The sequence below is a fragment of the Mesorhizobium sp. M0701 genome, from assembly GCF_040320365.1.
GTDB lineage: Bacteria > Pseudomonadota > Alphaproteobacteria > Rhizobiales > Rhizobiaceae > Mesorhizobium.
Window position 1 is genome coordinate 386,007 of record NZ_JAMYPO010000001.1, and the last position, 21,423, is coordinate 407,429.

22 protein-coding genes are annotated in these 21,423 nt (G+C 63.8%); 16 read left to right on the plus strand and 6 right to left on the minus strand.

What is annotated here, in order from left to right; translation table 11 throughout:
• Nucleotides 1-7: 7 nt before the first annotated feature.
• The 4 genes from NKI24_RS01905 to NKI24_RS01920 all read right to left on the minus strand — a co-directional run bounded on the left by NKI24_RS01905 (nucleotide 8) and on the right by NKI24_RS01920 (nucleotide 2,559).
• On the minus strand, nucleotides 8-526 hold the full coding sequence (locus NKI24_RS01905; RefSeq protein WP_352743019.1) for a YcnI family copper-binding membrane protein: 519 nt from the start codon (nucleotides 524-526) through the stop codon (nucleotides 8-10).
• Between the two features lie 25 nt (nucleotides 527-551).
• Nucleotides 552-1,079 (minus strand): copper chaperone PCu(A)C, encoded by a 528-nt coding sequence (locus NKI24_RS01910; RefSeq protein ID WP_352743021.1) that lies wholly within the window; start codon nucleotides 1,077-1,079, stop codon nucleotides 552-554.
• A 101-nt stretch (nucleotides 1,080-1,180) separates the two neighbouring features.
• Nucleotides 1,181-1,537 carry a DUF2946 family protein gene (locus NKI24_RS01915; protein WP_352448372.1) on the minus strand — a complete coding sequence of 119 codons (357 nt, stop codon included), beginning with the start codon at nucleotides 1,535-1,537 and terminating at the stop codon, nucleotides 1,181-1,183.
• A 119-nt stretch (nucleotides 1,538-1,656) separates the two neighbouring features.
• Nucleotides 1,657-2,559: a GntR family transcriptional regulator gene (locus NKI24_RS01920; protein WP_352448373.1), complete on the minus strand. Its 903-nt coding sequence runs from the start codon at nucleotides 2,557-2,559 to the stop codon at nucleotides 1,657-1,659.
• Nucleotides 2,560-2,815: 256 nt separating this feature from the next.
• Between NKI24_RS01920 and NKI24_RS01925 the strand changes: the two genes are divergently transcribed.
• From NKI24_RS01925 to NKI24_RS01945, 5 genes are all read left to right on the plus strand, one after another.
• The gene (locus NKI24_RS01925; protein ID WP_352743024.1) at nucleotides 2,816-4,321 is read left to right on the plus strand and encodes a UxaA family hydrolase; all 1,506 of its coding nucleotides are present in this window, start codon (nucleotides 2,816-2,818) and stop codon (nucleotides 4,319-4,321) included.
• Between the two features lie 305 nt (nucleotides 4,322-4,626).
• On the plus strand, nucleotides 4,627-5,622 hold the full coding sequence (locus NKI24_RS01930; protein WP_292638478.1) for an ABC transporter substrate-binding protein: 996 nt from the start codon (nucleotides 4,627-4,629) through the stop codon (nucleotides 5,620-5,622).
• A 104-nt stretch (nucleotides 5,623-5,726) separates the two neighbouring features.
• On the plus strand, nucleotides 5,727-7,280 hold the full coding sequence (locus NKI24_RS01935) for a sugar ABC transporter ATP-binding protein (protein WP_352456805.1): 1,554 nt from the start codon (nucleotides 5,727-5,729) through the stop codon (nucleotides 7,278-7,280).
• A complete protein-coding gene (locus tag NKI24_RS01940; protein ID WP_352448376.1) occupies nucleotides 7,277-8,242 on the plus strand; it encodes an ABC transporter permease in 966 nt (321 codons plus the stop codon). Before NKI24_RS01935 ends, NKI24_RS01940 begins: the two co-directional genes overlap by 4 nt.
• A 70-nt stretch (nucleotides 8,243-8,312) precedes the next feature.
• The gene (locus NKI24_RS01945) at nucleotides 8,313-9,329 is read left to right on the plus strand and encodes a zinc-binding alcohol dehydrogenase family protein (RefSeq protein ID WP_352743027.1); all 1,017 of its coding nucleotides are present in this window, start codon (nucleotides 8,313-8,315) and stop codon (nucleotides 9,327-9,329) included.
• Between the two features lie 18 nt (nucleotides 9,330-9,347).
• On the opposite strand, the gene phnF is transcribed toward NKI24_RS01945, so the two are convergent.
• Complete coding sequence (gene phnF / locus NKI24_RS01950) at nucleotides 9,348-10,091, minus strand: phosphonate metabolism transcriptional regulator PhnF (protein ID WP_352448378.1); 744 nt, start codon at nucleotides 10,089-10,091, stop codon at nucleotides 9,348-9,350.
• Between the two features lie 135 nt (nucleotides 10,092-10,226).
• Between phnF and phnG the strand changes: the two genes are divergently transcribed.
• From phnG to phnE (NKI24_RS02005), 11 genes are all read left to right on the plus strand, one after another.
• Complete coding sequence (gene phnG, locus NKI24_RS01955; protein ID WP_352743029.1) at nucleotides 10,227-10,688, plus strand: phosphonate C-P lyase system protein PhnG; 462 nt, start codon at nucleotides 10,227-10,229, stop codon at nucleotides 10,686-10,688.
• A complete protein-coding gene (gene phnH, locus NKI24_RS01960; protein WP_352448380.1) occupies nucleotides 10,688-11,314 on the plus strand; it encodes a phosphonate C-P lyase system protein PhnH in 627 nt (208 codons plus the stop codon). Before phnG ends, phnH begins: the two co-directional genes overlap by 1 nt.
• Nucleotides 11,299-12,411 (plus strand): carbon-phosphorus lyase complex subunit, encoded by a 1,113-nt coding sequence (locus tag NKI24_RS01965; RefSeq protein WP_352743032.1) that lies wholly within the window; start codon nucleotides 11,299-11,301, stop codon nucleotides 12,409-12,411. Before phnH ends, NKI24_RS01965 begins: the two co-directional genes overlap by 16 nt.
• A gap of 264 nt (nucleotides 12,412-12,675) precedes the next feature.
• Entirely contained in the window at nucleotides 12,676-13,575 is a 900-nt protein-coding gene (locus NKI24_RS01970) for an alpha-D-ribose 1-methylphosphonate 5-phosphate C-P-lyase PhnJ (protein WP_352743034.1), read from the plus strand.
• Nucleotides 13,572-14,348, plus strand: a complete 777-nt coding sequence (phnK, locus tag NKI24_RS01975) for a phosphonate C-P lyase system protein PhnK (RefSeq protein ID WP_352743036.1) — start codon at nucleotides 13,572-13,574, stop codon at nucleotides 14,346-14,348. The genes NKI24_RS01970 and phnK overlap by 4 nt, the downstream gene beginning before the upstream one ends.
• Nucleotides 14,349-14,559: 211 nt before the next feature.
• Nucleotides 14,560-15,267, plus strand: a complete 708-nt coding sequence (gene phnL / locus NKI24_RS01980) for a phosphonate C-P lyase system protein PhnL (RefSeq protein ID WP_352448384.1) — start codon at nucleotides 14,560-14,562, stop codon at nucleotides 15,265-15,267.
• Complete coding sequence (locus NKI24_RS01985) at nucleotides 15,264-15,881, plus strand: DapH/DapD/GlmU-related protein (RefSeq protein ID WP_352448385.1); 618 nt, start codon at nucleotides 15,264-15,266, stop codon at nucleotides 15,879-15,881. The genes phnL and NKI24_RS01985 overlap by 4 nt, the downstream gene beginning before the upstream one ends.
• Before the next feature lie 234 nt (nucleotides 15,882-16,115).
• Nucleotides 16,116-16,964, plus strand: a complete 849-nt coding sequence (gene phnC, locus NKI24_RS01990) for a phosphonate ABC transporter ATP-binding protein (protein ID WP_352448386.1) — start codon at nucleotides 16,116-16,118, stop codon at nucleotides 16,962-16,964.
• 90 nt (nucleotides 16,965-17,054) lie between these two features.
• Nucleotides 17,055-17,963 carry a phosphonate ABC transporter substrate-binding protein gene (phnD, locus tag NKI24_RS01995; protein WP_352743038.1) on the plus strand — a complete coding sequence of 303 codons (909 nt, stop codon included), beginning with the start codon at nucleotides 17,055-17,057 and terminating at the stop codon, nucleotides 17,961-17,963.
• A gap of 156 nt (nucleotides 17,964-18,119) precedes the next feature.
• Nucleotides 18,120-19,076, plus strand: a complete 957-nt coding sequence (gene phnE / locus NKI24_RS02000; RefSeq protein ID WP_352743039.1) for a phosphonate ABC transporter, permease protein PhnE — start codon at nucleotides 18,120-18,122, stop codon at nucleotides 19,074-19,076.
• A gap of 53 nt (nucleotides 19,077-19,129) precedes the next feature.
• Nucleotides 19,130-20,497 carry a phosphonate ABC transporter, permease protein PhnE gene (gene phnE / locus NKI24_RS02005; RefSeq protein WP_352448389.1) on the plus strand — a complete coding sequence of 456 codons (1,368 nt, stop codon included), beginning with the start codon at nucleotides 19,130-19,132 and terminating at the stop codon, nucleotides 20,495-20,497.
• Nucleotides 20,498-20,522: 25 nt separating this feature from the next.
• On the opposite strand, the gene NKI24_RS02010 is transcribed toward phnE (NKI24_RS02005), so the two are convergent.
• Complete coding sequence (locus NKI24_RS02010; protein WP_352448390.1) at nucleotides 20,523-21,374, minus strand: sugar phosphate isomerase/epimerase family protein; 852 nt, start codon at nucleotides 21,372-21,374, stop codon at nucleotides 20,523-20,525.
• Nucleotides 21,375-21,423 lie beyond the last annotated feature (49 nt).

Below are 21,423 nucleotides of genomic sequence, written 5' to 3' on the forward strand. Positions count from 1 at the left end.
GTAAGGATCACGTCTTCGGCAGCAGCTTGAGGCCGGGCGCCGGAAATTCCAGCGAGTCCTCAGCCTGCCCGGCCGCCGGAATTTCGATCCAGCGATCTGCAATGCCGTCACATTCCTGCACCACCGGGAAATGCAGCGTCTGGCCTGCCGGCAGGTCGGACGCCAGCGTCGCGCGAAAGACGAATTCGTCGTAGAACTCGTCCGGCAGGCTGCCGGCGCTCCAGTCGATCTCCTTGACGCCGTTGGTCACTGCCTGGCCGTAGAGCTGGTAGGACTTCTCGTATTTGCCGTTCTTGACCTGCAGCGTCCAACCCGGCTTCGGCATCGGTTTGACCGAAAGCACCCCTTCCGGGATCTGCACGCGCACGGCGGTCGTCGCCTTGCCCTCGCAGCCATGCGGCACCCGAAGAACCGCCTTGTAGGTCGAGCCCACCGCCGCCTCCGGCGTTTCGAGCGTGATGTGGGCAAAGGCCGCGCTGGTCCCGAGGACAAGAAGCACGCAGCCGGGCAAAAGAGATTTCTTCATGACGGTACCTCTCGAAGCGGCCAAGTCAGTCGTCGTCCTGGGGCGCCGCGCTGCCGATGCCTTGCACGGCGAATTCAATCTGCACGGGCCCGGCTTTTTCGAAGGTCAGCGTGGCGGAGAACGTTTCGCCCTCCTTGGGCTGCCGCTTCAAATCCATGAACATCAAATGATAGCCGTTAGGCGCCAGCGCGACCTTGCCGCCAGCCGGGATTTCGAGGCCGCCGGTGACCGGCCGCATCGTCATGACGCCATTGCTGACGCCCATCTCGTGCAGTTCGGCCTTGGCCGAAATGTCGGAGGTGATCGACAGCAGGCGATCCGCCGCACTGCCTGTGTTGGTGATGGTGAAGTAGCCGCCGGCCACCTTGGCGCCGGCTGGCGTGGCCCGCGACCACGGGTGCCCGATCTCGAGATCGCCAAGCTTGAACTCGTGTGCCAACACCGTCTGGGCGCTGGCGAACAGGAGGGCAAGAACGCAAAGGGCGACGCCGAGACGCTGCTCGAAACGACCCAGACTGCGGCTGGATGCGGCAGCGCGAAAAGAGTGAGACATGATTGCTCCGTGGACTTTAAGGGGGATCGCGCCGATGGCCGGCCGCGAACGATGTCGATAAACGCGCCGGCAAAGCGTTGCGCGGCGCGAACCAGAACGGATCAGGCCGTCGCCGGTGGTGCACGCGGATTGGACGGAGTGCGGGCGCGGGCGAAATCGCGATGCCGGAAGGCCGGCAGGAAAAAGGCGATGGTTTCGATGGAAAGGCTGCGAGCCAGGCTCCCGGCTGCATCCAGCGACGCGTAGACCGCCGAAACGAGATTGCAGCCAAGCATGCAGCAAGCCGGCATGTGCTGCTGATGCGGATCGCCGGCGGGGAGTTGCGCCGCACCGTCATGGGTGCAGATCGTGTTGCCGAAAGCATCGAATTGCGAGGCGTTGGGTGCGACGCCGGAAGCAAACGCGCCGAATATCGACTGGAGCATGAAAAGCCACGCCGCGGCGAACGCGACCGGCATGCTCCATCGTCTCCGGCGTATGGTCAAGAACCAGCCTCTTCACGCAGCAACGTCAGCTCTCTAGCACGGAGCCGGCGGCCGGAAAATCGCCAAAACGCTGCTGCGGCAACGCAACACAATCACGCGCGTTGCGGCTGCCTGCCCTCGGGAATGGACGTCAGCAGCGTGTGGCGGGCCGATTTCAGGTGCTTGCGGCAGGCGGCGTCGACCTTGGCGAGATCGCGCGATTTGAGCGCGGCGATATAGGCGAGATGCTCCTGGACCGCGACTTCGTTGCGCTCGCGCTCCTGCGCCTTGTTCCACTGGTAGTGGTAGTGGAAGATCATGGCGATGACGTCGTAGAAATCGACGATGAAGCGGTTGTGCGACGCCCGATGGATCAGCCGGTGAAAGCGCTCGTCAAGCTCGGAGAATTCGTTGAAGCGCACGGCGATCTCGCGCTCCAGCCGGTGATGCTCGTCTTCCAGGCGGTCGAGGTCGGCCCACACCGGGCTGTCCTCGGGCAGAGCGGCAAAGGCTGCGGCCGAGCGCAGTTCGAACATCTCGCGGATTTCGGTCAACTCCAGCGCGAAGGCGCGGGTAAAGCCTTTCAGCACCCAGTGGCTGTTGCGGCGCTTCTCGATCAGCCCGAAGCGCGAGAAGCGGATCAGGAATTCGCGCACGCTGGTGGTGCCGACGCCGATCTCACGCGCCAGTTCGAGCTCGTTGATCTGCATGCCGGCTTCGGCACCGCTGGCAAGCAGCCGCCGCATGAAGGAGCGCTCGATGATCTCGGCCAGCGTGTCGGTTTCTTCCTCCGGGAAGAAATCGTCCGGTCGCGGTTCGCGCAGGACCGTCTTGCTGCGCTTGTTCCAATCGATCAGCCCGGTTTCTTCCATGCGCGCAAGGATAGTGCGGACCGTCGTGCGGCTGACGCCGAGCAGCGTACCCAGCTCCGGCTCCGAAGGCAGGCTCCTGGTTTCGTCGAGCAGCCTCAGACCGCGATTATAGGCGTCCTTGTAAACGTTGTTGCTCTTCGACATCCCCTGCCCCGTGGCGCATCGGCGTTTGCGGCCAGTGTGAAGCGTTTCTCGCGCATGAAACCGGTACCTTTTCGGAAAACATCATGCGCAACGCTAGTTTTGGTTGTAGAGCCTACTTCTCGCATCCAAAAGACGCGTCGCGCTCTGGCGAAAAAACAATTGACGCAAAAATGTTTTTTCACGATAAAAGACATTATATGTTAAGAGCCGCGTGTCAATCCGCTCGCGCACCCAGGAACACACCCAGGAAGCTCCCGTGAACGCCGCAAACAGCATTCTTCTGTCTCCCGCCGACAATGTCGCGGTCGCCAATGGCCGCATCGAGATCGGCACCGTGCTGCCGGGCGGCGCCGTCGCCGCCGCAGTGATCGAGCCGGGCCACAAAGTGGCGATCAAGCCGATTGCGGCCGGCGAGGCCGTGGTCAAATACGCCCAGGCGATCGGCCGCGCCACGCAAAACATCGCGCCCGGCGAGCATGTCCATTCGCACAATCTGGTCTTCGAAAGCGGGCGTTTGCCGGTGGTGCCGCCGAGCGAGGCAGTGCATGCGACCGAGGCCGACCGCGCCCGCACCTTCATGGGCTACCGCCGCGCCGACGGCCGCGCCGGCACGCGCAACTTCGTCGGCATTCTCGCCAGCGTCAATTGCTCGGCCACCGTCTGCCATGCCATCGCCGACGCCGCGAACCGCACCCTTCTGCCGCAATATCCCGGCATCGACGGCTTCGTCCCGATCGTCCACGGCCAGGGCTGCGGCATGAGCGCCACCGGCGACGGCATGATGGTGCTACACCGCACGCTGGCCGGCTACGCCCGTCACCCGAATTTCGGCGGCGTGCTGATGGTCGGGCTCGGCTGCGAGGTCAACCAGCTCACCCTCTACGGCCAGAAGGGCGTTGCCGCGGGAAAACGTCATTTCAACATCCAGGAAGCCGGCGGCTCGCGCAAATCGGTCGAGAAGGCGTTGATCGTGCTGGCCGAGATCGCCGAGGAGGTCGGCAAGCTTCAGCGTGAGCCGATCCCGGTCAGCGAGATCGTCGTCGGCCTGCAATGCGGCGGCTCCGACGGCATGTCCGGCATCACCGCCAATCCGGCGCTGGGTGCCGCGGTCGACATCCTGGCCGGCGTCGGCGGCATCGGCATCCTTTCCGAGACGACGGAGATCTATGGCGCCGAGCACCTGCTCGCCTATCGCGCCGCAACCCCCGAGATCGCCGCCAAGCTCGACGGTTATGTGAAATGGTGGGAAGACCACGTCGCCAAGCATGGCGCATCGATCGACAACAATCCCTCACCGGGTAACAAGCGCGGCGGCCTGACCACCATCCTGGAAAAGTCGCTCGGCGCGGTCGCCAAGGGCGGCCAGACGCCGCTCAACGGCGTCTTCGGCTATGCCGAAAAGGTCACCGGGCACGGGCTGGTGTTCATGGACACGCCCGGCTACGACCCGGTCTCGGCCACCGGCCAGGTGGCGGGCGGCGCCAACGTCATCGTCTTCACCACAGGCCGCGGCTCCTGCTTCGGCTGCCGGCCGACGCCGTCGATCAAGGTCGCCAGCAACTCGACCATGTACCACACCATGGAAGAGGACATGGACGTGAATTGCGGCGTCATCGCCTCGGGCGAAAAGACCATCGCCGGCATGGGCCGCGAGATCTTCGAACTGATCGTCGAGACGGCTTCGGGCCGCAAGACCAAGAGCGAAGAGTTCGGCTACGGCGACAACGAGTTCGTGCCGTGGCACCTCGGAGCGACGCTCTAAGCCAGTCGCAAACACCTGACGTGATTGCCAGGTGTCACAGTTCGTGCACCCCGAAAAAGAATGAACATTCCATATTGACTGGGTGGTGGAATTAATATTCCATGCGACATATTGGAGGAGATTGGCAGCGGAGTTCCAAGGGGGCAAGCTGCCATTCGAGCGGCCATCAAACATCGCTTGCGCCGACCGAGGTGATGCACTATCAAAATGCGGTAAATGTTTTTTATTGATAAAGTTCCGTTTGGGCCGCGCCATCCGAATGGAGCTTCCGTAACATTCACCGGGCGACTTAGGGAGGACTCCTAATGAAATTCGTGACCAGCATTCTCAATCGCCGCGCCTTCGTGGCACTTGCAGCCGCCTCGATGCTTGCCGGCGTGATGCATTCGGCGCCGGCATCCGCGGCCGACGTGACCATCCCGATCATCGTCAAGGACACCACGTCCTTCTACTGGCAGATCGTTCTGGCGGGAGCCCGCAAGGCCGGCAAGGACCTCGGCGTCAACGTGCCGGAGCTCGGCGCCCAGGCCGAGACCGACGTCAACGGCCAGATCTCGATCCTTGAAAATGCCGTCGCCGGCAACCCGGCGGCCGTCGTCATTGCGCCGACCGAAGCCAAGGCGCTCGGCAAGCCGATCGACGAGGCCGCCACCAAGGTCAAGATCATCGGTATCGACTCTGGCGCCGACTCCAAGGCCTTCACCTCGTTCCTGACCACCGACAACATCCAGGGCGGCCGCGTTGCCGCTGACGGCCTTGCCGCAGCCATCGGCGAAGCCAATGGCGGCAAGGTCGAGGGCGACGTCGCCCTGATCACCGCGCTTCCGGGCGCCGGCTCGCTCGAACAGCGCGCCCAGGGTTTTAAGGAACAGCTCGCTGCCAAATATCCGGGCCTCAAGCTGGTCGCCGACAAATACGCCGACGGCCAGGCCACCACCGGCCTCAACATCGCCACCGACCTGATCACCGCCAACCCCAACCTCAAGGGCATCTTCGCCTCCAACCTGATCATGGCGCAGGGCGTCGGCCAGGCGATCGCCGAGAACAGTCTTGCCGGCAAGGTCGGGCTGGTCGGTTTCGACAGCGACGAGAAGCTGATCAAGTTCCTCAACGACGGCGTCATTTCGGCTCTCGTCGTCCAGGATCCGTACCGGATGGGCTATGACGGCATCAAGACGGCGCTCGCCGCCTCGAAGGGCGAGAAGGTCGAGGCCAATGTCGACACGGGCGCCAATTTGGTCACCAAGGCCAACATGAAGGATCCGAAGATCGACGCGCTGCTCAACCCGAAGCTCGACTGAGCATAGCCTCAGGTGAACTGTTTCCGGGGCCTTTTCGCCCCGGAAACATCCCACTCGTGCCAATCGCGAGGCCAATCTTTGGGGGCCAATCTGGGAGGATTGTCATGATGTCGACGGCGCAGGAACTCCATCCGGCCCCAACGCTCGAACCGGGCAGGACCATCCTCGAACTCCGCGGGCTGGAAAAGCGCTATCCCGGCACCCATGCGCTGAAGCCGGTCGATCTCGCCTTCAAGGCCGGCGAGATCCACGCCATCGTCGGCGAGAACGGCGCGGGCAAATCCACCCTGATCAAGCTTCTGACCGGCGTCATGCCGCGCACCTCCGGCGACGTCATCTGGGAGGGCAAGCCTGCCGCATTGGCAACGCCGCATGAGGCGATGGCGCTCGGCATCAATGCCGTGCATCAGGAAGTCGTCCTATGCCGCCATCTCACCGTCGCCGCCAACATGTTCCTCGGCGAGGAGGATTCCCGCTTCGGCATCCTGCAGCAGCGGGCGATGGTCAGGCAGGCGCAGAAGATCATCGACGATCTCGGCTTCGACCTGCCGGCGCATGTCATGCTGGGTGACCTGACCATCGGCCAGCAGCAGTTGATCGCCGCCGCCCGCGCCACGGTGCGCGGCACCAAATTCCTGATCTTCGACGAGCCGACCGCCTATCTTACCCGCAAGGAGGCCGACCAGCTGTTCACGCTGATCCGCCGGCTGAAGGGCGAAGGCGTCACCATCATCTACATCAGCCATCGCATGGAAGAAGTGTTCGAGCTCGCCGACCGCGTCTCGGTGCTGCGCGACGGCACGCTGGTCGGCACCAGGAACATTGCCGAGACCAATGACGCCGAGCTGGTCAAGATGATGATCAACCGCTCGATCGAGCAGGTCTACCACAAGGAGCATTTCACCCCCGGCGCGACCATCGTCGAAACCAGGAACCTGTCCGGCAAGGGTTTCGAAAATGTCTCGATGTCCGTCCGCGCCGGCGAGATCGTCGGCCTTTACGGCCTGATCGGCGCCGGGCGCAGCGAGTTCGTCACCACGCTCTATGGCCGGCACCGCAAATCGGCCGGCCAGATCCTCTGGGAGGGCAAGGAGGTCAAAGTCAATTCCGAACATGACGCGATCAGGCTCGGCATGGCGCTGGCCCCGGAAAGCCGCCGCGACCAGGGCCTCTGCCTCAACCTGCCGGTCGGACTCAACCTCAATCTGCCGATCTACAAGCGCATCTCCAGCAATCTGCTGATCTCCCGCGCGCAGGAAAAGGCGCAAGCCGATCGCCAGATCGCCGACCTGCGCATCAAGACGCCGACGCGCGGCGCGCTGGCCTCCAGCCTGTCCGGCGGTAACCAGCAGAAGATCGTCATCGGCAAATGGCTCGCCCATGGCGCCAAGCTATTCATCTTCGACGAGCCGACTGTCGGCGTCGACGTCGGCACCAAGGCCGAGATCTACCGCCTGTTCGGCGCGCTGTTGTCCAAGGGAGCCGGCATCATCCTGATCTCGTCCTACCTGCCCGAGGTTTATGAACTCGCCGACACGCTGCACGTGTTCCGGCGCGGCAAGCTGGTGGCCACGCACGGCTTTCGTACCGCTGACCACGAGGAGATCCTCACCCAGGCGCTGGCCGAGAAACAAGAAAAACCGGGAGGACGGATATGAGCACCGAGGCGATCGCTGCCGAAAGGCCGAAACGCAACTACAACGCCCTGTTCGGGCTGACACTGCTGGCGCTGCTGGTTCTTTTATGGATCATCCTGTCGGTGGCGACGCCGAGCTTCGCCTCGGCCAACAACATCTCGAACCTGTTGCGGCAAGGGTCGATGATCGCCATCCTGGCGGTCGGCCAGACCTTCGTCATCATCACCGGCGGCATCGATCTTTCCGTCGGCGCCGTGGTCGGCTTCGCCACTGTCATCGTCGCGATGCTGATCAACGCCGGGACACCGGTTTTCCTCGCCATCCTGATCACCTTGCTGGTCGGCGTCGCCATCGGCATGTTCCATGGCTTCGGCATCGTCAAGATGGGCCTGCCGCCCTTTATCATCACCCTGGCAACGCTGACCTCGCTGCGCGGGATCGGTCTGTTGATGACCAATGGCAACTCGATCTCGATCAACAACGACGCCTTCCAGACGTTCTCGCGCAGTTCCTTCGCCGGCGTCCCCAATCTGTTCTGGATGGTGATCCTGGTCGGCATCCCAGCCTACATCTTCCTGCACCACAGCCGCTGGGGCCGCTATCTGTTCTCGGTCGGCTCCAACGCCGAGGCGTCGCGCCTCTCAGGCGTCAACGTCCAGCGCACCATCTACATGGCCTACACGCTGTCGGGCCTGTGCGCGGCCTTCGTCGGCGTGCTGCTTGCCTCGCGCATCGGCATCGGCAATCCGACGCAGGCCGAGGGCTGGGAATTGCAGGCGATCGCCTCCTCGGTGATCGGCGGCACCTCGCTGTTCGGCGCTGTCGGCTCCGTGCACGGACCGCTGCTCGGCGCCTTCATCCTTGCCACCATCAACAACGGCGCCAATCTGCTCAACGTCAACGCCTTCTGGCAGCGCATCATCACCGGCGTGCTGATCATCGTCATCGTCTATTTCGACGGGCTGCGCCGCCGCGGCAAATAGACCGCCTCCCAACAATCGCCGGCCTCGCCACAGCAGGGCCGGCAGTGCCATGAACCGACTGGATTGAAGCATGAAAGCCGTCGTCTGCCGCTCGCCCGGCGAACTTGTCCTCGAAAATCGTCCGGCGCCTGGCGCGCCCCCCGCCGGCTGGGCGCTGGTCGCCGTCAGCCATGTCGGCATCTGCGGCACCGACTATCACATCTTCGAAGGCAAGCACCCGTTCCTCGCCTATCCCCGCATCATGGGCCACGAGGTTTCCGGCACCGTGATCGAGGTTGGCGAGGGCGTCGATCTCGCCGTCGGCGAAGCGGTGGTCGTCAATCCCTATCTCGCCTGCGGCAAATGCATCGCCTGCCGGCAAGGCAAGCCGAATTGCTGTGTCATGATCGAGGTGCTCGGCGTCCACCGCGACGGCGCGATGTGCGAGCAGATCCTGGTGCCGGCGCAAAATCTTTATCCGGCAAACGGCTTGTCGCTGGCCGATGCTGCCGCCGTCGAATTCCTGGCGATCGGCGCCCATGCCGTGCGGCGCTCGCTGGCTGATCCAGGTGCGCGCACGCTGGTCATCGGCGCCGGCCCGATCGGGCTCGGCACGGCGCTGTTCGCCCGCATCGCCGGGCTCGATGTGACGCTGCTCGACATGAGCGCTGAACGGCTTGGCTTTGCCGAAAGCGAACTCGGCTTCGCGACGCTCGACGGCTCGCGGGGCGCTGCTGCCGACCTGGTGCGGGAAGCAACCGGCGGCGACGGCTTCGACGTGGTTTTCGATGCCACCGGCAACACCCGGTCTGTGCAGTCGGCCTTCGCTCATGTCGCGCACGGCGGGGCGCTGGTCCTGGTCAGCGTCGTCAAGGACGACATCGCCTTTTCCGATCCCGAATTCCACAAGCGCGAGATGATGCTGATCGGCAGCCGCAACGCCCTGCGTGCCGATTTCGATCATGTCGCCGCCTCGATCCGCAACGGCGCGCTGCCGCTGGCAAAGCTGGTCACCCACCGCACCACGCTTGGCGAGACGCCGCACGACCTCGCCCGCTGGGCGCATGAGAAGTCCGGCCTGATCAAGGCCGTCATTCAAGTCGGATGATGCCAGGGCTGCCGCATCTCAGAGCGCCGACAATTTGAGCTCGATCCGCTCGGCCGGGAAGCGCGACTCCGAAAACTGTATCGGCTGACCGTCGGGCGTGACGTTGACGGCGACCGTCACCAGCACGATGGCGCCGGGCTGCAGCTCGAGGTCCGCAAGGTCGGCGGCATCGGCATGGCGCGCCGACAGCACGGTCGATTGCCTGAGATAGTCGTCGATGCCGAAACGTGCCAGCGATGCGGTGATCGAACCGGTTTCCGCCATGGCGGCATCGATGCCGGCAAAGCGCCTGGCATCGAACCAGCCGGCCGCGCGGGACACCGGCATTCCATCGGCTTCGCCGCGCGTTTCCAGGCGTATCACATCGGCCCCCGTCGCAAGGCCTAAGCCCTCTGCGACACGACGGTTGGCCGGCTCGATCGATGACGCGAGCAAGGTGATATGCCGCTCGGACGCCTGTCCTTGCAATCCCTCGGAAAAGCGGGTGCGGGCGCCGATCGGATAAGACAGCCGCTTGCGCGACAGCACGAAGGTGCCGCGCCCCTGCTCCGCCCTGAGCACACCCTCCTGCACCAGCGCTGCGATAGCGCTACGCACCGTGTGGCGGTTGACGCCATAGCGTCCGGCCAACGCGATCTCCGGCGGCAGCGCGGCATTCTCGGGAAAATCGCCGGCGGCGATCGAATGCAGTATCTGGTCGGCGATCTGCCGCCACAGCGCGACACCGCTGCGCCGCTCGATGCTGTTGGCTTGTCCGATCATCTCCCGCCCCAATTCCTCGCGCCGATCTTTTGGCCCGTGTCACGTGCCCGTCATGGACACACGCTAGATAGTGGATATAATTTGTATAGTTGTCTATATCAATAGACAAATGAACGCAGACGAGGAGCACCGGCCATGCGAGGACGGGAAGCGCGAGAGCAGGCGGAGCGCAAGGCCGTGATGGCGACGCTGGCGCAATCGGCCGGCGACGACATCGTCCGCCTCTGGGACGAAGCCGGCCTGCCTTGCGAAGCGGAACTTCTGCGTGGCCCCGAAACCGGCCTGGTTACGGTACGCGGCCGCATCGGCGGCGGTGGTGCCCCTTTCAATGTCGGCGAGGCGACGGTCACCCGTGCCACGGTGCGGCTTGCGTCCGGCCATGTCGGCCACTGCTACGCGCTCGGCCGCGACAAGCAGAAGGCAAGGCTGGCGGCAATCGCCGATGCGCTGTGGCAAGACCCGGCCCACCGCAATGAGGTCGAGATCAGGATCGTTGCGCCCTTGCAAGCGGCACTGGCCAAGGCGCGTGAACAGCTCCGCGCCGAGACGGCGGCGACCAAGGTCGATTTCTTCACCATGGTGCGCGGAGAAGACTGATGGATATCGCCACTCAATCTATTGAAGGCGGCTTCGCCGATCCGGTATTCAACGCGCAGACTGTATTCCGCGCCGTCATGGATGCGATGGCGCGGCCGGGCAGCGTGCAGCCGCTGCCGGCCCTCGCCCACCCCCCGGCGCCGCTGTCGGCCACCGCCGGCGCCGTTGCGCTGACGCTGTGCGACAACGACACGCCGCTCTGGCTCGACCCGGCTTTGCAGGCGTCGGCGGTGAAATCCTGGCTTGGCTTCCATACCGGCGCGCCGCTGGCCAACACCCCGGCCGACGCGCATTTCGCGCTGATCGCCACGCCGGCCGAGATGATGGCGCTCGACGGGTTTTCGCAAGGCACCCAGGATTATCCCGATCGTTCGACGACGCTGATCCTCGAGGTCGGCGATCTCATCTCCGGCGCTCCGCTGCTGCTCGAAGGCCCGGGCATCGAGAAGACTGCGACGATCGCGCCGGCGCAAATGCCACGCCATTTCGTCGAACAATGGAAGCAGAACAACCAGCGCTTTCCCCGCGGTGTCGACATCGTCCTCGCCACCCCTGACGGCGTTGCCTGCCTGCCGCGCACGACGCGCATCAAGATCCATGGAGGCGTAGCATGTATGTTGCGGTAAAGGGTGGCGAGACGGCCATTCGCAATGCTCACAAACTGCTCGCCGACCGCCGGCGCGGCGACCGTTCGGTGCCCGCACTTCGTCTCGACCAGATCGTCGAGCAACTGGCGCTCGGCGTCGACCGGGTGATGAGCGAAGGTTCGCTCTACGACAGGGAATTGGCGGCACTCGCCATCGTCCAGGCGCGCGGCGACATGATCGAGGCGATCTTCCTGGTTCGCGCCTATCGCACCACGCTGCCGCGTTTCGGCTACACCAGGGCGATCGACACCGGCACGATGCTGGTCGAGCGGCGGGTGTCGGCGACCTACAAGGATCTGCCCGGCGGCCAGTTGCTCGGCCCGACTTTCGACTACACCCACCGGCTGCTCGATCCCGAACTTGCTACCGGCGGCGATGTCGCCGAGCCGGAACAGCGTGCAGGCGAAGCGGAGGCGATGCCGCGCGTCTCGGCCATCCTCGCCCGCGAAGGCCTGATCGAGCCCGACGGCGACATGCTTGGGGATCATACCCCCGGCGACATCACCCGCGAGCCGCTCGAATTCCCGATGGCGCGCGACATCCGACTGCAGGCGCTGTCGCGCGGCGACGAGGGATTTCTGCTGGCGCTCGGCTATTCCACCCAGCGCGGCTACGCGCGCAACCATCCCTTCGTCGGCGAGGTTCGCATCGGCGAGGTCGAACTGGAACTGGACGTGCCGGAACTGCCCTTTGCCGTGCCGCTCGGCAGCATCCGCGTCACCGAATGCCAGATGGTCAACCAGTTCAAGGGCTCGGCCAAGGCGCCGCCGCAATTCACCCGCGGCTACGGCCTCGTCTTCGGCCAGAGCGAGCGCAAGGCGATGGCCATGGCACTATGCGACCGCGCGCTGCGCGCCTCGGAGTTGGGTGAGGATGTCATCGCCGCCGCGCAGGACGAGGAGTTCGTCATCTCGCATTCCGACAATGTCCAGGCGACCGGCTTCGTCGAGCATCTGAAGCTGCCGCATTATGTCGACTTCCAGGCCGAGCTCGACCTCGTGCGCCGCATGCGCACCGAGCACGACGCCCGCGAAAATGCCGGCAAGGGCGAAGAGAAGAGGCAGGCAGCGGAATGACTTCAGTTAGCTCCACCACCGTGACCTCCCCGTCTGGGGAATGGCCTCCGGATCCGCCGTAACCGCTACTGCCGCCAATGGTCTCGCCTTGCGCGCCTTCCCTCGGCTCGGGAAGAACCATTCTTCGAAGCACAAAGGCAACCACCCCGACGAACACCAGCAACAGGATTCCGAGGCGCATCCATCCGGTCGGGGTCATCGGAGCCCAGCCCCTTTTCCGTGTCTTGGAACTCAATTCGGTAGCACAGAGCGGAAGCGATCGCCATGACCGACATCGCCATCTACAACTTCGCCTATCTTGACGAACAGACCAAGCGGATGATCCGTCGGGCGATCCTCAAGGGCATCGCCATTCCTGGCTATCAGGTGCCGTTCGCCTCGCGCGAAATGCCGATGCCCTATGGTTGGGGCACCGGCGGCGTCCAGGTCACCGCTTCGATCATTGGCCCGGACGATGTGCTCAAGGTCATTGACCAGGGCGCCGACGACACCACCAATGCCGTCTCGATCCGCGCCTTCTTCAAGAAGGTCGCCAATGTCGCGGTCACCACCGAGACGGCGAAGGCGACCATCATCCAGACCCGCCACCGCATCCCTGAATATCCGCTGAGTGCCGGTCAGGTGCTGGTCTACCAGGTGCCCATCCCCGAGCCGCTGCGCTTCCTCGAGCCGCGGGAAACGGAGACGCGCAAAATGCATGCGCTGGAGGAATACGGCCTTATACATGTGAAGCTCTACGAGGACATCGCCAGGCACGGCCGCATCGCCACCACCTACGCCTACCCGGTCAAGGTTGAGGGCCGCTATGTGATGGATCCCTCGCCGACGCCGAAATTCGACAATCCGAAGATGCACCGTTCGCCGGCTTTGCAATTGTTCGGCGCCGGCCGCGAAAAGCGCATCTACGCGCTGCCGCCCTTCACCGATGTGGTCAGCCTCGATTTCGAGGACCATCCGTTCGAGGTGCAGACCTTCGACCAGCCCTGCGCGCTGTGCGCGGCCGAGAACGTCTATCTCGACGAGGTCATCCTCGACGACCATGGCGGCCACATGTTCGTCTGCTCCGATACCGATCATTGCGAGAAGCGGCGCGCGGAAGGCCACCGCGGCCATCTCGCGCCCGAGACCCATCTTGCCCCAGGAAAAACGGAGCCGGCGCAATGATCGACGAACCGCTGCTGCGCGTTTCGGCACTGTCCAAATTCTACGGCTCGCGCGTCGGCTGCGAGAACGTCACTTTTGACCTCTGGCCGGGCGAAGTGCTGGCGGTGGTCGGCGAATCCGGTTCCGGCAAGACGACTTTGCTCAACTGCCTGTCAACTCGACTGCTGCCCAGCTCCGGCACCGCCAGCTACCGGATGCGCGACGGCCAGTTTCGCGAACTCTACCGCATGAGCGAGGCCGAGCGCCGCTTCCTGATGCGCACCGATTGGGGTTTTGTCCATCAGAACCCGGCCGACGGGCTGCGCATGACGGTGTCGGCCGGCGCCAATGTCGGCGAGCGGCTGATGGCGGTCGGCGACCGTCACTATGGCAGGATCCGCGCAACGGCGGTCGACTGGTTGTCTCGTGTCGCGATCGACGAAGACCGCATCGACGACGAGCCGCGCGCCTTTTCCGGAGGCATGCGCCAGCGCCTGCAGATCGCCCGCAACCTCGTCACCGGGCCGCGGCTGGTGTTCATGGATGAGCCAACCGGCGGCCTCGACGTCTCGGTGCAGGCGCGCCTGCTCGATCTGTTGCGCGGCCTGGTCACCGATCTCGGCCTGGCCGCCATCGTCGTCACCCACGATCTCGCCGTGGCGCGGCTGTTGTCGCAGCGCATGATGGTGATGAAGGACGGCCGCGTCGTCGAAAGCGGCCTCACCGACCGCGTCCTCGACGATCCGCGCGCGCCTTATACCCAGTTGCTTGTCTCCTCGATTCTGCAGGTGTGACGATGATTGCTCCGGCGTACCCCCCTCTGGCCTTCCGGCCATCACCCCCTCAAGGGGGGAGATCAGCAGCTTTTATGTCCCGCCCGTTCTGCGACACAGGAGAATGGCGAAACCGAATGCGACAGCCAATCTCCCCCCTTGAGGGAGAGATGGCCGGCAGGCCAGAGGGGGGTGTTGGCCCGCAGACGAATGACGATTGGAGAACCCTCTGATGGCAACCCCGCTCGTTGTCTCCGATGTCGCGAAGAGCTTCACCATGCATCTGCGCGACGGCATCAAACTGCCGGTGGTCGCCCGTGTCTCGTTCGCGATCAGGGCCGGCGAATGCGCCGTGCTCGGCGGCCCGTCCGGCGCCGGCAAGAGCTCGATCCTGAAAATGCTCTACGGAAATTATGCCGCCGATGAAGGCCAGATCATCGTCCAGCACGAGGGCGGGCTCATCGATCTCGCCTCGGCCAGCCCGCGCACCGTGCTTGCCGTGCGCCGGCTTACCATCGGCTATGTCAGCCAGTTCCTGCGCACCGTGCCGCGTGTCTCTGCGCTCGACGTCGTGGCCGAACCGCTGGTCGAGCGCGGCGAGGAGCGCGAGGTCGCGCACGGCAAGGCACGCGCCTTGCTGGCGCAGCTCAACCTGCCGGAGAAGCTCTGGGCGCTGCCGCCGGCGACGTTCTCCGGCGGTGAACAGCAGCGCGTCAACATCGCGCGCGGCTTCATCACCGAGCATCCGATCCTGCTGCTCGACGAGCCGACCGCTTCGCTCGACGCCAGGAACCGCGATGTGGTGATTTCCCTGATCGCCGCCAAGAAGGCAGCGGGCGTCGCTTTGCTCGGCATCTTCCACGATCACGACGTGCGTGAGGCGGTCGCCGACCACGTCATCGACGTGACGGCTTTTGCCGCCGGGAAAATCGCCGCATGACCAGGAAACTGTCGGAGGCGCCGCTGATCCACGAGACGGCGGAAGTCGAGAACTCGACGCTTGGCCGCTGGACCGAGATCGCCGAGCGCTGCCGGGTTTCGGAAAGCACGCTCGGCGACTATTCCTACATGATGCAGGACTGCGGCGTCTGGTGCGCAACGATCGGCAAATTCGCCAACATCGCCGCAAGCGTGCGCATCAACGCCACCAACCATCCGACCTGGCGGCCGACGCTGCACCATTTCACCTATCGCGCCTCGGATTATTGGGACGACGCCAAGCACGAGAGCGAATTCTTCGCCAGGCGCCGCGCCAAACGCGTCACCATCGGCCACGACACCTGGCTCGGCCACGGCTCGACCATCCTGCCGGGCGTCACCGTCGGCGATGGCGCGGCGGTCGGTGCCGGCGCGGTGGTGTCGAAGGACGTCGCGCCCTACACCATCGTCGCCGGCGTACCGGCCAAGCCGATCCGCGAACGCTTCGACCGCCGCACCGCGGAGCGCTACCAGGCGCTCGCCTGGTGGGACTGGGACCATGCAAGGCTGCGCGCCGCGCTCGACGATTTTCGGGAATTGTCGGCGGAGGCGTTTCTGGAGAAATATGGCGGCTGAGGGTCGTGAATGGTGAATGGTGAATGTGAATGGGGGCAGCGGACAGGTTTCGAGGCTCAGGGAAGCCGTTCTTATCACCATTCACCATTCGAGCTTCTCGCGCCGAGTTGATCCCGCCCCGCTCCAGGCTGTGGGCAGTAACAAAACTGACATCGTTCCGACACCGCAGGTTCATGCGGCTGCGCTAGCCAGGGTAAACAGACCTTCAATTGCGATTGGACTGGAGCCTGCACCATGTCAGCTACGCTCGAAATCCGCGGCGTCACCCGCCGGTTCGGCAAGAACACCGCCGTCAGCAATGTTCACATCGCGATTCCGCAAGGCCAGATGGTCGGCATCATTGGCCGCTCCGGCGCCGGCAAATCGACGCTGCTGCGCATGATTAACCGCCTCATCGATCCCAGCCAGGGCTCCATCCTGTTCAACGGCGTCGAGGTCTCCGGGTTGCGCGGCTCACCGCTCCGGCGATGGCAGCGCGACTGCGCCATGATCTTCCAGCAGTTCAACCTGGTGCCGCGCCTCGATGTGCTGACCAATGTGCTGCTCGGCCGGCTCAATCACCGTTCGACCGTGTCCAACCTATTTGGCATGTTCTCCCGCGGTGAATGCGCCGAGGCGGTTGCAGCCCTCGAGCGCCTCGACATCGCCCGCACCGCCCTGCAGCCGGCCGGCACGCTTTCCGGCGGCCAGCAGCAGCGCGTTGCGATTGCGCGCGCCATGATGCAGCAGCCGAAGGTGTTGCTGGCGGATGAGCCGATTGCCTCGCTCGATCCGCTCAACGCCAAGGTGGTGATGGATTCGCTGCAGGACATCAATTTGCGCGAGGGCATCACCGTCATCACAAATCTGCATACGCTGGATACGGCCCGCACCTACTGCAACCGCATCATCGGCATGGCCGCCGGCAAGGTCGTCTTCGACGGCCCGCCTGAAGCCCTCAACCGCGAGGCCGTGCGCATGGTCTACGGCGCCGACGGCAATGGCGGCGAAATCTCCGAGGCCATCACCTCCACCAGTGTCGCCATCAAACAGAAAATCGCTGCATCCGCCGGACCGCTCGAGCCCGCATTCCCGGGATATTGAGAACGGCCTGATCGCCCGCCCGCGTCAAAGGCACCTGTCAAAAAATTCGAACGCTACCGGCGCGAGGCCGGGACCAACAGGAGAGAGATAATGTTCAGGAAGATGGTTTTTGGCGCCGTTTCATTGCTCGCCATCGCGGCAAGCGCCGCTCACGCCCAGGATATCAAGGAATTCCGCATCGGCATCCTTGGCGGTGAAAACGAAGCGGACCGGCTGCGCAACTTTCAGTGCCTCGCCGATCACCTGAAGTCCGAATTCGGCTTCGAGAAGGTCTCGCTGTTCCCGGCCGCCGACTATGACGGCGTTATCCAGGGCCTGCTCGGCGGCACGCTCGATTTCGCAGAGCTTGGCGCGTCGGGCTATGCCAGCGTCTACCTCAAGGATCCGAACGCCGTGACCCCGATCCTCACCACCCAGCAGACCGACGGCGCGACCGGCTATTATTCGATCGGCCTTGCGCTGAAGTCGTCCGGCATCACCGACATCAAGTCGGCCAAGGGCAAGAAGCTCGGCTATGCCGACCCGGATTCGACCTCCGGCTACCTGATCCCGCTGACCCAGATCCCGAAGGACACCGGCGCTTCGAACGAAACCTTCTTCGCCTCGACTCAGTTCAATGGCGGCCACGAGAACAACCTTCTCGCGGTTCGCGACGGCAAGGTCGACGTGGCGGTTGACGATTCCTCGGGCATCGGCGACTTCAAGAACGGCTACACCTCCGGCACCCTCCACAAGGAAGTCGCCAAGGGCGCCGTGGACCCCAACGATTTCGTCGAGGTCTGGCGCTCCGGCTCGATCCCGAACGGCCCGCTGGTCGTGCGCACCGCACTCGGCGGCGATATGAGCGCCAAGCTCGCCAACTTCTTCACCAGCCTGCCGGCCAAGGACAAGCCTTGCTTCGAGGCCATCGAAGGCGGCGATTTCACCGGCTACGTTCCGGTGAAGCCGGACTTCTACAGCGTCATCGTCGAAGCCCGCAAAGCCGCGATCGGCGGCTGACGACAATTGCGGAAAGGGCGGCGTCCAGTAGAGCGACGTGCGTCCACTTGGACGCACAAAGTACGCTCTAACACTTAGATGCCGCATCGTGCTTTCCGAAAGTCGACTTTCGGGCCGATGCGGTCGCCACCTTTTTTTGTCCGCTCGTGATCCCGTATGACCTTCGCCGCTACAATTCGTTCAGACGCGGTCCGGCAGGCAGCAGACGCCTGGCGACGCCAGACGTTCTTGCGCCGGTTCTACACGGCGCTCGGCATCGGCTCACTGCTTGTCGCCATGTGCACAGCCATGTGGTTCGCCGACGAGGCCAATGCCGGACATTTCTTCGATCGGCTGCCGCACATACTGGATTTCCTTAGTTGGCTTGTTCCCAAGGACTGGAACGACGTCTGGCGGGCGCTGTTCGACATCACATCGCCGCACGACAAGGGCAGCCAAGAGTTCAACTTCCCGCTTGGCCGCGTCTATCTCTGGGGCGGCTTTTATCTACCCGAATATTTCGAGCTGATGCTCACCACGCTTAACGTGGCGCTGGTTTCCACTTTCATCGGCTTTGTCTTTGCGGTGCCCTTTTCCTTCATCGCCGCGCGCAACTTGACGCCGAGTCCGGTGCTCAGGCTCGTCGTCAAGCGCTTCATGGAACTGCTTCGCGCCTTCCCCGAGATCGTCATTGCCGGCCTGTTCGCAGCCATCCTCTCGACCGGCCCGGTCGCAGCCATTATCGCCATCGGCCTGCATTCCATCGGCGCCCTCGGCAAGCTCTTCTACGAGATCAACGAAAACATCGACATGCGCGCCGAAGAAGGCCTGCGGGCGGTCGGCGCCAACTGGTTCGAGCGCGTGCGCTTTGCCGGCCTGCCGCAAGTGCTGCCCAATTTCATGTCCTACACGCTGCTCAGGATCGAGATCAATGTGCGTATCTCGACCATTATCGGCGCGGTTGGCGGTGGCGGCATCGGCGAGGAACTGAAGCTCTCCATCTCGCGCGGCTTCGGCGCCAAGACGCTGGCATTGGTGCTGCTGCTGTTCACGACGATCTTCCTCGTCGACCAGTTTTCCGCCTGGCTACGCCGCAAGCTCGTCGGCGAGCAGGCATTCATGATGGGTGCCTGAAGTGGATTCCGGTTTTTGGAAAAGATCATGGCAAATCAACAAGAAGACTGCCCATGGCCGCAATGACCGCCGATGAGATGCGGTCGATCGAGGAGCGCTTTCCCCAAGTGTTCCGGCGGCCCTTGTACAAACGCTTCGGCCCGCTGGTCCTGTTCACCGGCATCCTGCTCTATCTCCTCTACGCCTTGTGGTTCTTCAGCCTGCCGCAAGTTCTGAGGGAATCGCACTGGGAGCGCCTGCCGCTCTTCCTGACGCAATGGATCAGCTACGATCTGCAGCCGGAATTCCGTCTCGACCAGCCTCAGATCACACCCAGATACCCGCGTTTTTCGGCGCTCGGCGAAGACCCGCATCCCGATTGGGTCATCACCAACGCCAACGGCTCCTACACCATCCTGATCGACGGCCGGGCCAAATCGGTCACCTTCGACAAGACCGAGGCGACGCTGGTCGCCAATGGCCAGACGGTGCCGGTGTCCTTGGCCAGCGGCAAACCGGTAATATCCGGCCCGGTGCCGGAGTGGATCACCGCGCATGACGATGAGATCGTCGCCAGGATGGGCTTTGCCGGCGAGGTCCGTATAACCGTCGATCGCGTCAAGGTCCGCAAGCGCTTCCTCGGCTGGGCGAATTTCGTCTTCGACACACGCTCGCCCTTCTTCGGCAAGTCGCCCGGCGAGGTGGTCTCGTTGCTGATGTCCGGACCCCAGCTCAAGCCGGGCACATCAAACATTGCGCTGGCCGCCGACAATATCTGGAACAACGCCCAATGGCAGCATGGCGACGTCTGGACGAAGCTGTTCCAGACCATCGTCATGGCGTTTCTCGGCACCTTGCTCGGCGGCATCGTTGCCTTCCCGCTCGCCTTCTTCGCCGCCCGCAACATCACCCCGAGCGGCCTGCTTAGCCAGGTGCTAAAGCGGTTCTTCGATTTCATGCGTTCGGTCGACATGCTGATCTGGGCGCTGTTCTTCACCCGCGCCTTCGGCCCGGGGCCGCTTGCCGGCAGCGCCGCGATTTTCTTCACCGAGATCGGCACGCTCGGCAAAGTCTATTCGGAAGGCCTCGAGAACATCGACGACAAGCCACGCGAGGGCATCCAGTCGACCGGCGCCAACGGCTTGCTGGTGCAGCGCTATGGCGTGCTGCCGGAAGTGATCCCGGTCTTCATCAGCCAGACACTCTATCAGTGGGAATCCAACACCAGGGGCGCGACGATCATCGGCGCCGTCGGTGCCGGTGGCATCGGCCTGAAGCTCTGGGAGGCCATGCGCACCAATTCCAACTGGGCCAATGTCTTCTACATGGTGCTCTTGGTCCTGCTCGTCGTTTTCATCTTCGACAACATTTCCAATTTCCTGCGCCGCCGCTTGAGCAGGACGATCCACGACTACAACCGGATCCAGGCCGGCCAGGGCTGACGGGGGGCGTTGCGCAGGCGTGCGGTTAGGGCGCCTTCCTCCATCCATTCCTGATATGCCTGTAGCCGTCGCGGTAAACAGCTTCCGGGCCTTCGGAAAAGTCGCGCCACACCTTGGTGGCCGCGGCCAGATCCTTCAGCGAACGCCCGAACGCCTCGATCGTCAGCCAATCGTCGTAGCCGCTCTTGCGAATGGCGGAGAAAGTCTCCTTCCAGGGGACGTGGCCGCGGCCCGGCACGCCGCGATCGTTCTCCGAAATATGGATATGGACGATGTTCTTGCGGTTGCGCATATAGGCGCCGATCGGGTCGGCCTCTTCGATGTTGGCGTGGAAGGTGTCGTACATCGCCTTGATGTGCGGCCGGTCGATCGCGTCGATATGCGCCGACAAATCGTCCATCGTGTTGAGCAGATAGCATTCGAAGCGGTTGAGCGCCTCCAGTCCGATGGTGATGCTCTTGTTGCCGGCATAGTCGCCAATGGCGCGTTGCGAAGCGATCGAACGTTTTTTCTCGGCCGCCGTCGGCCCGCTGCCGGAGAAGGCTCCGAGTGTCGAATGCAGCGGGCCGCTCAACGTGTTCGCGCCAAGCGCCTGAGCGCAGTCGATCGCCGATTTCATGTAGTCGATCCCGGCCTTGCGCGTCGAGGCGTCGGCCGAGATCAGGTTCATCGCCGGATCGCCCATCGCCGAGACGGCGGTACGTTGCAGCCCGATGCGGTCGAGCAACTCACCGAGCTTCTTGTAGTCGTCCGGCGTGCCGGAGAAGACCGGTATCTCGACGCCGTCGAAGCCGGTCGCCTTGATATCCCTCAACAACGGCTCGTGTTTTTTCGTGACACTGGTCGTCCACAACAACATGCACATGCCGATTTTCATCGACGCCCCTCCCCTTTGACGGCCGGGCTTGCTCCTCCGGCGACTTCGC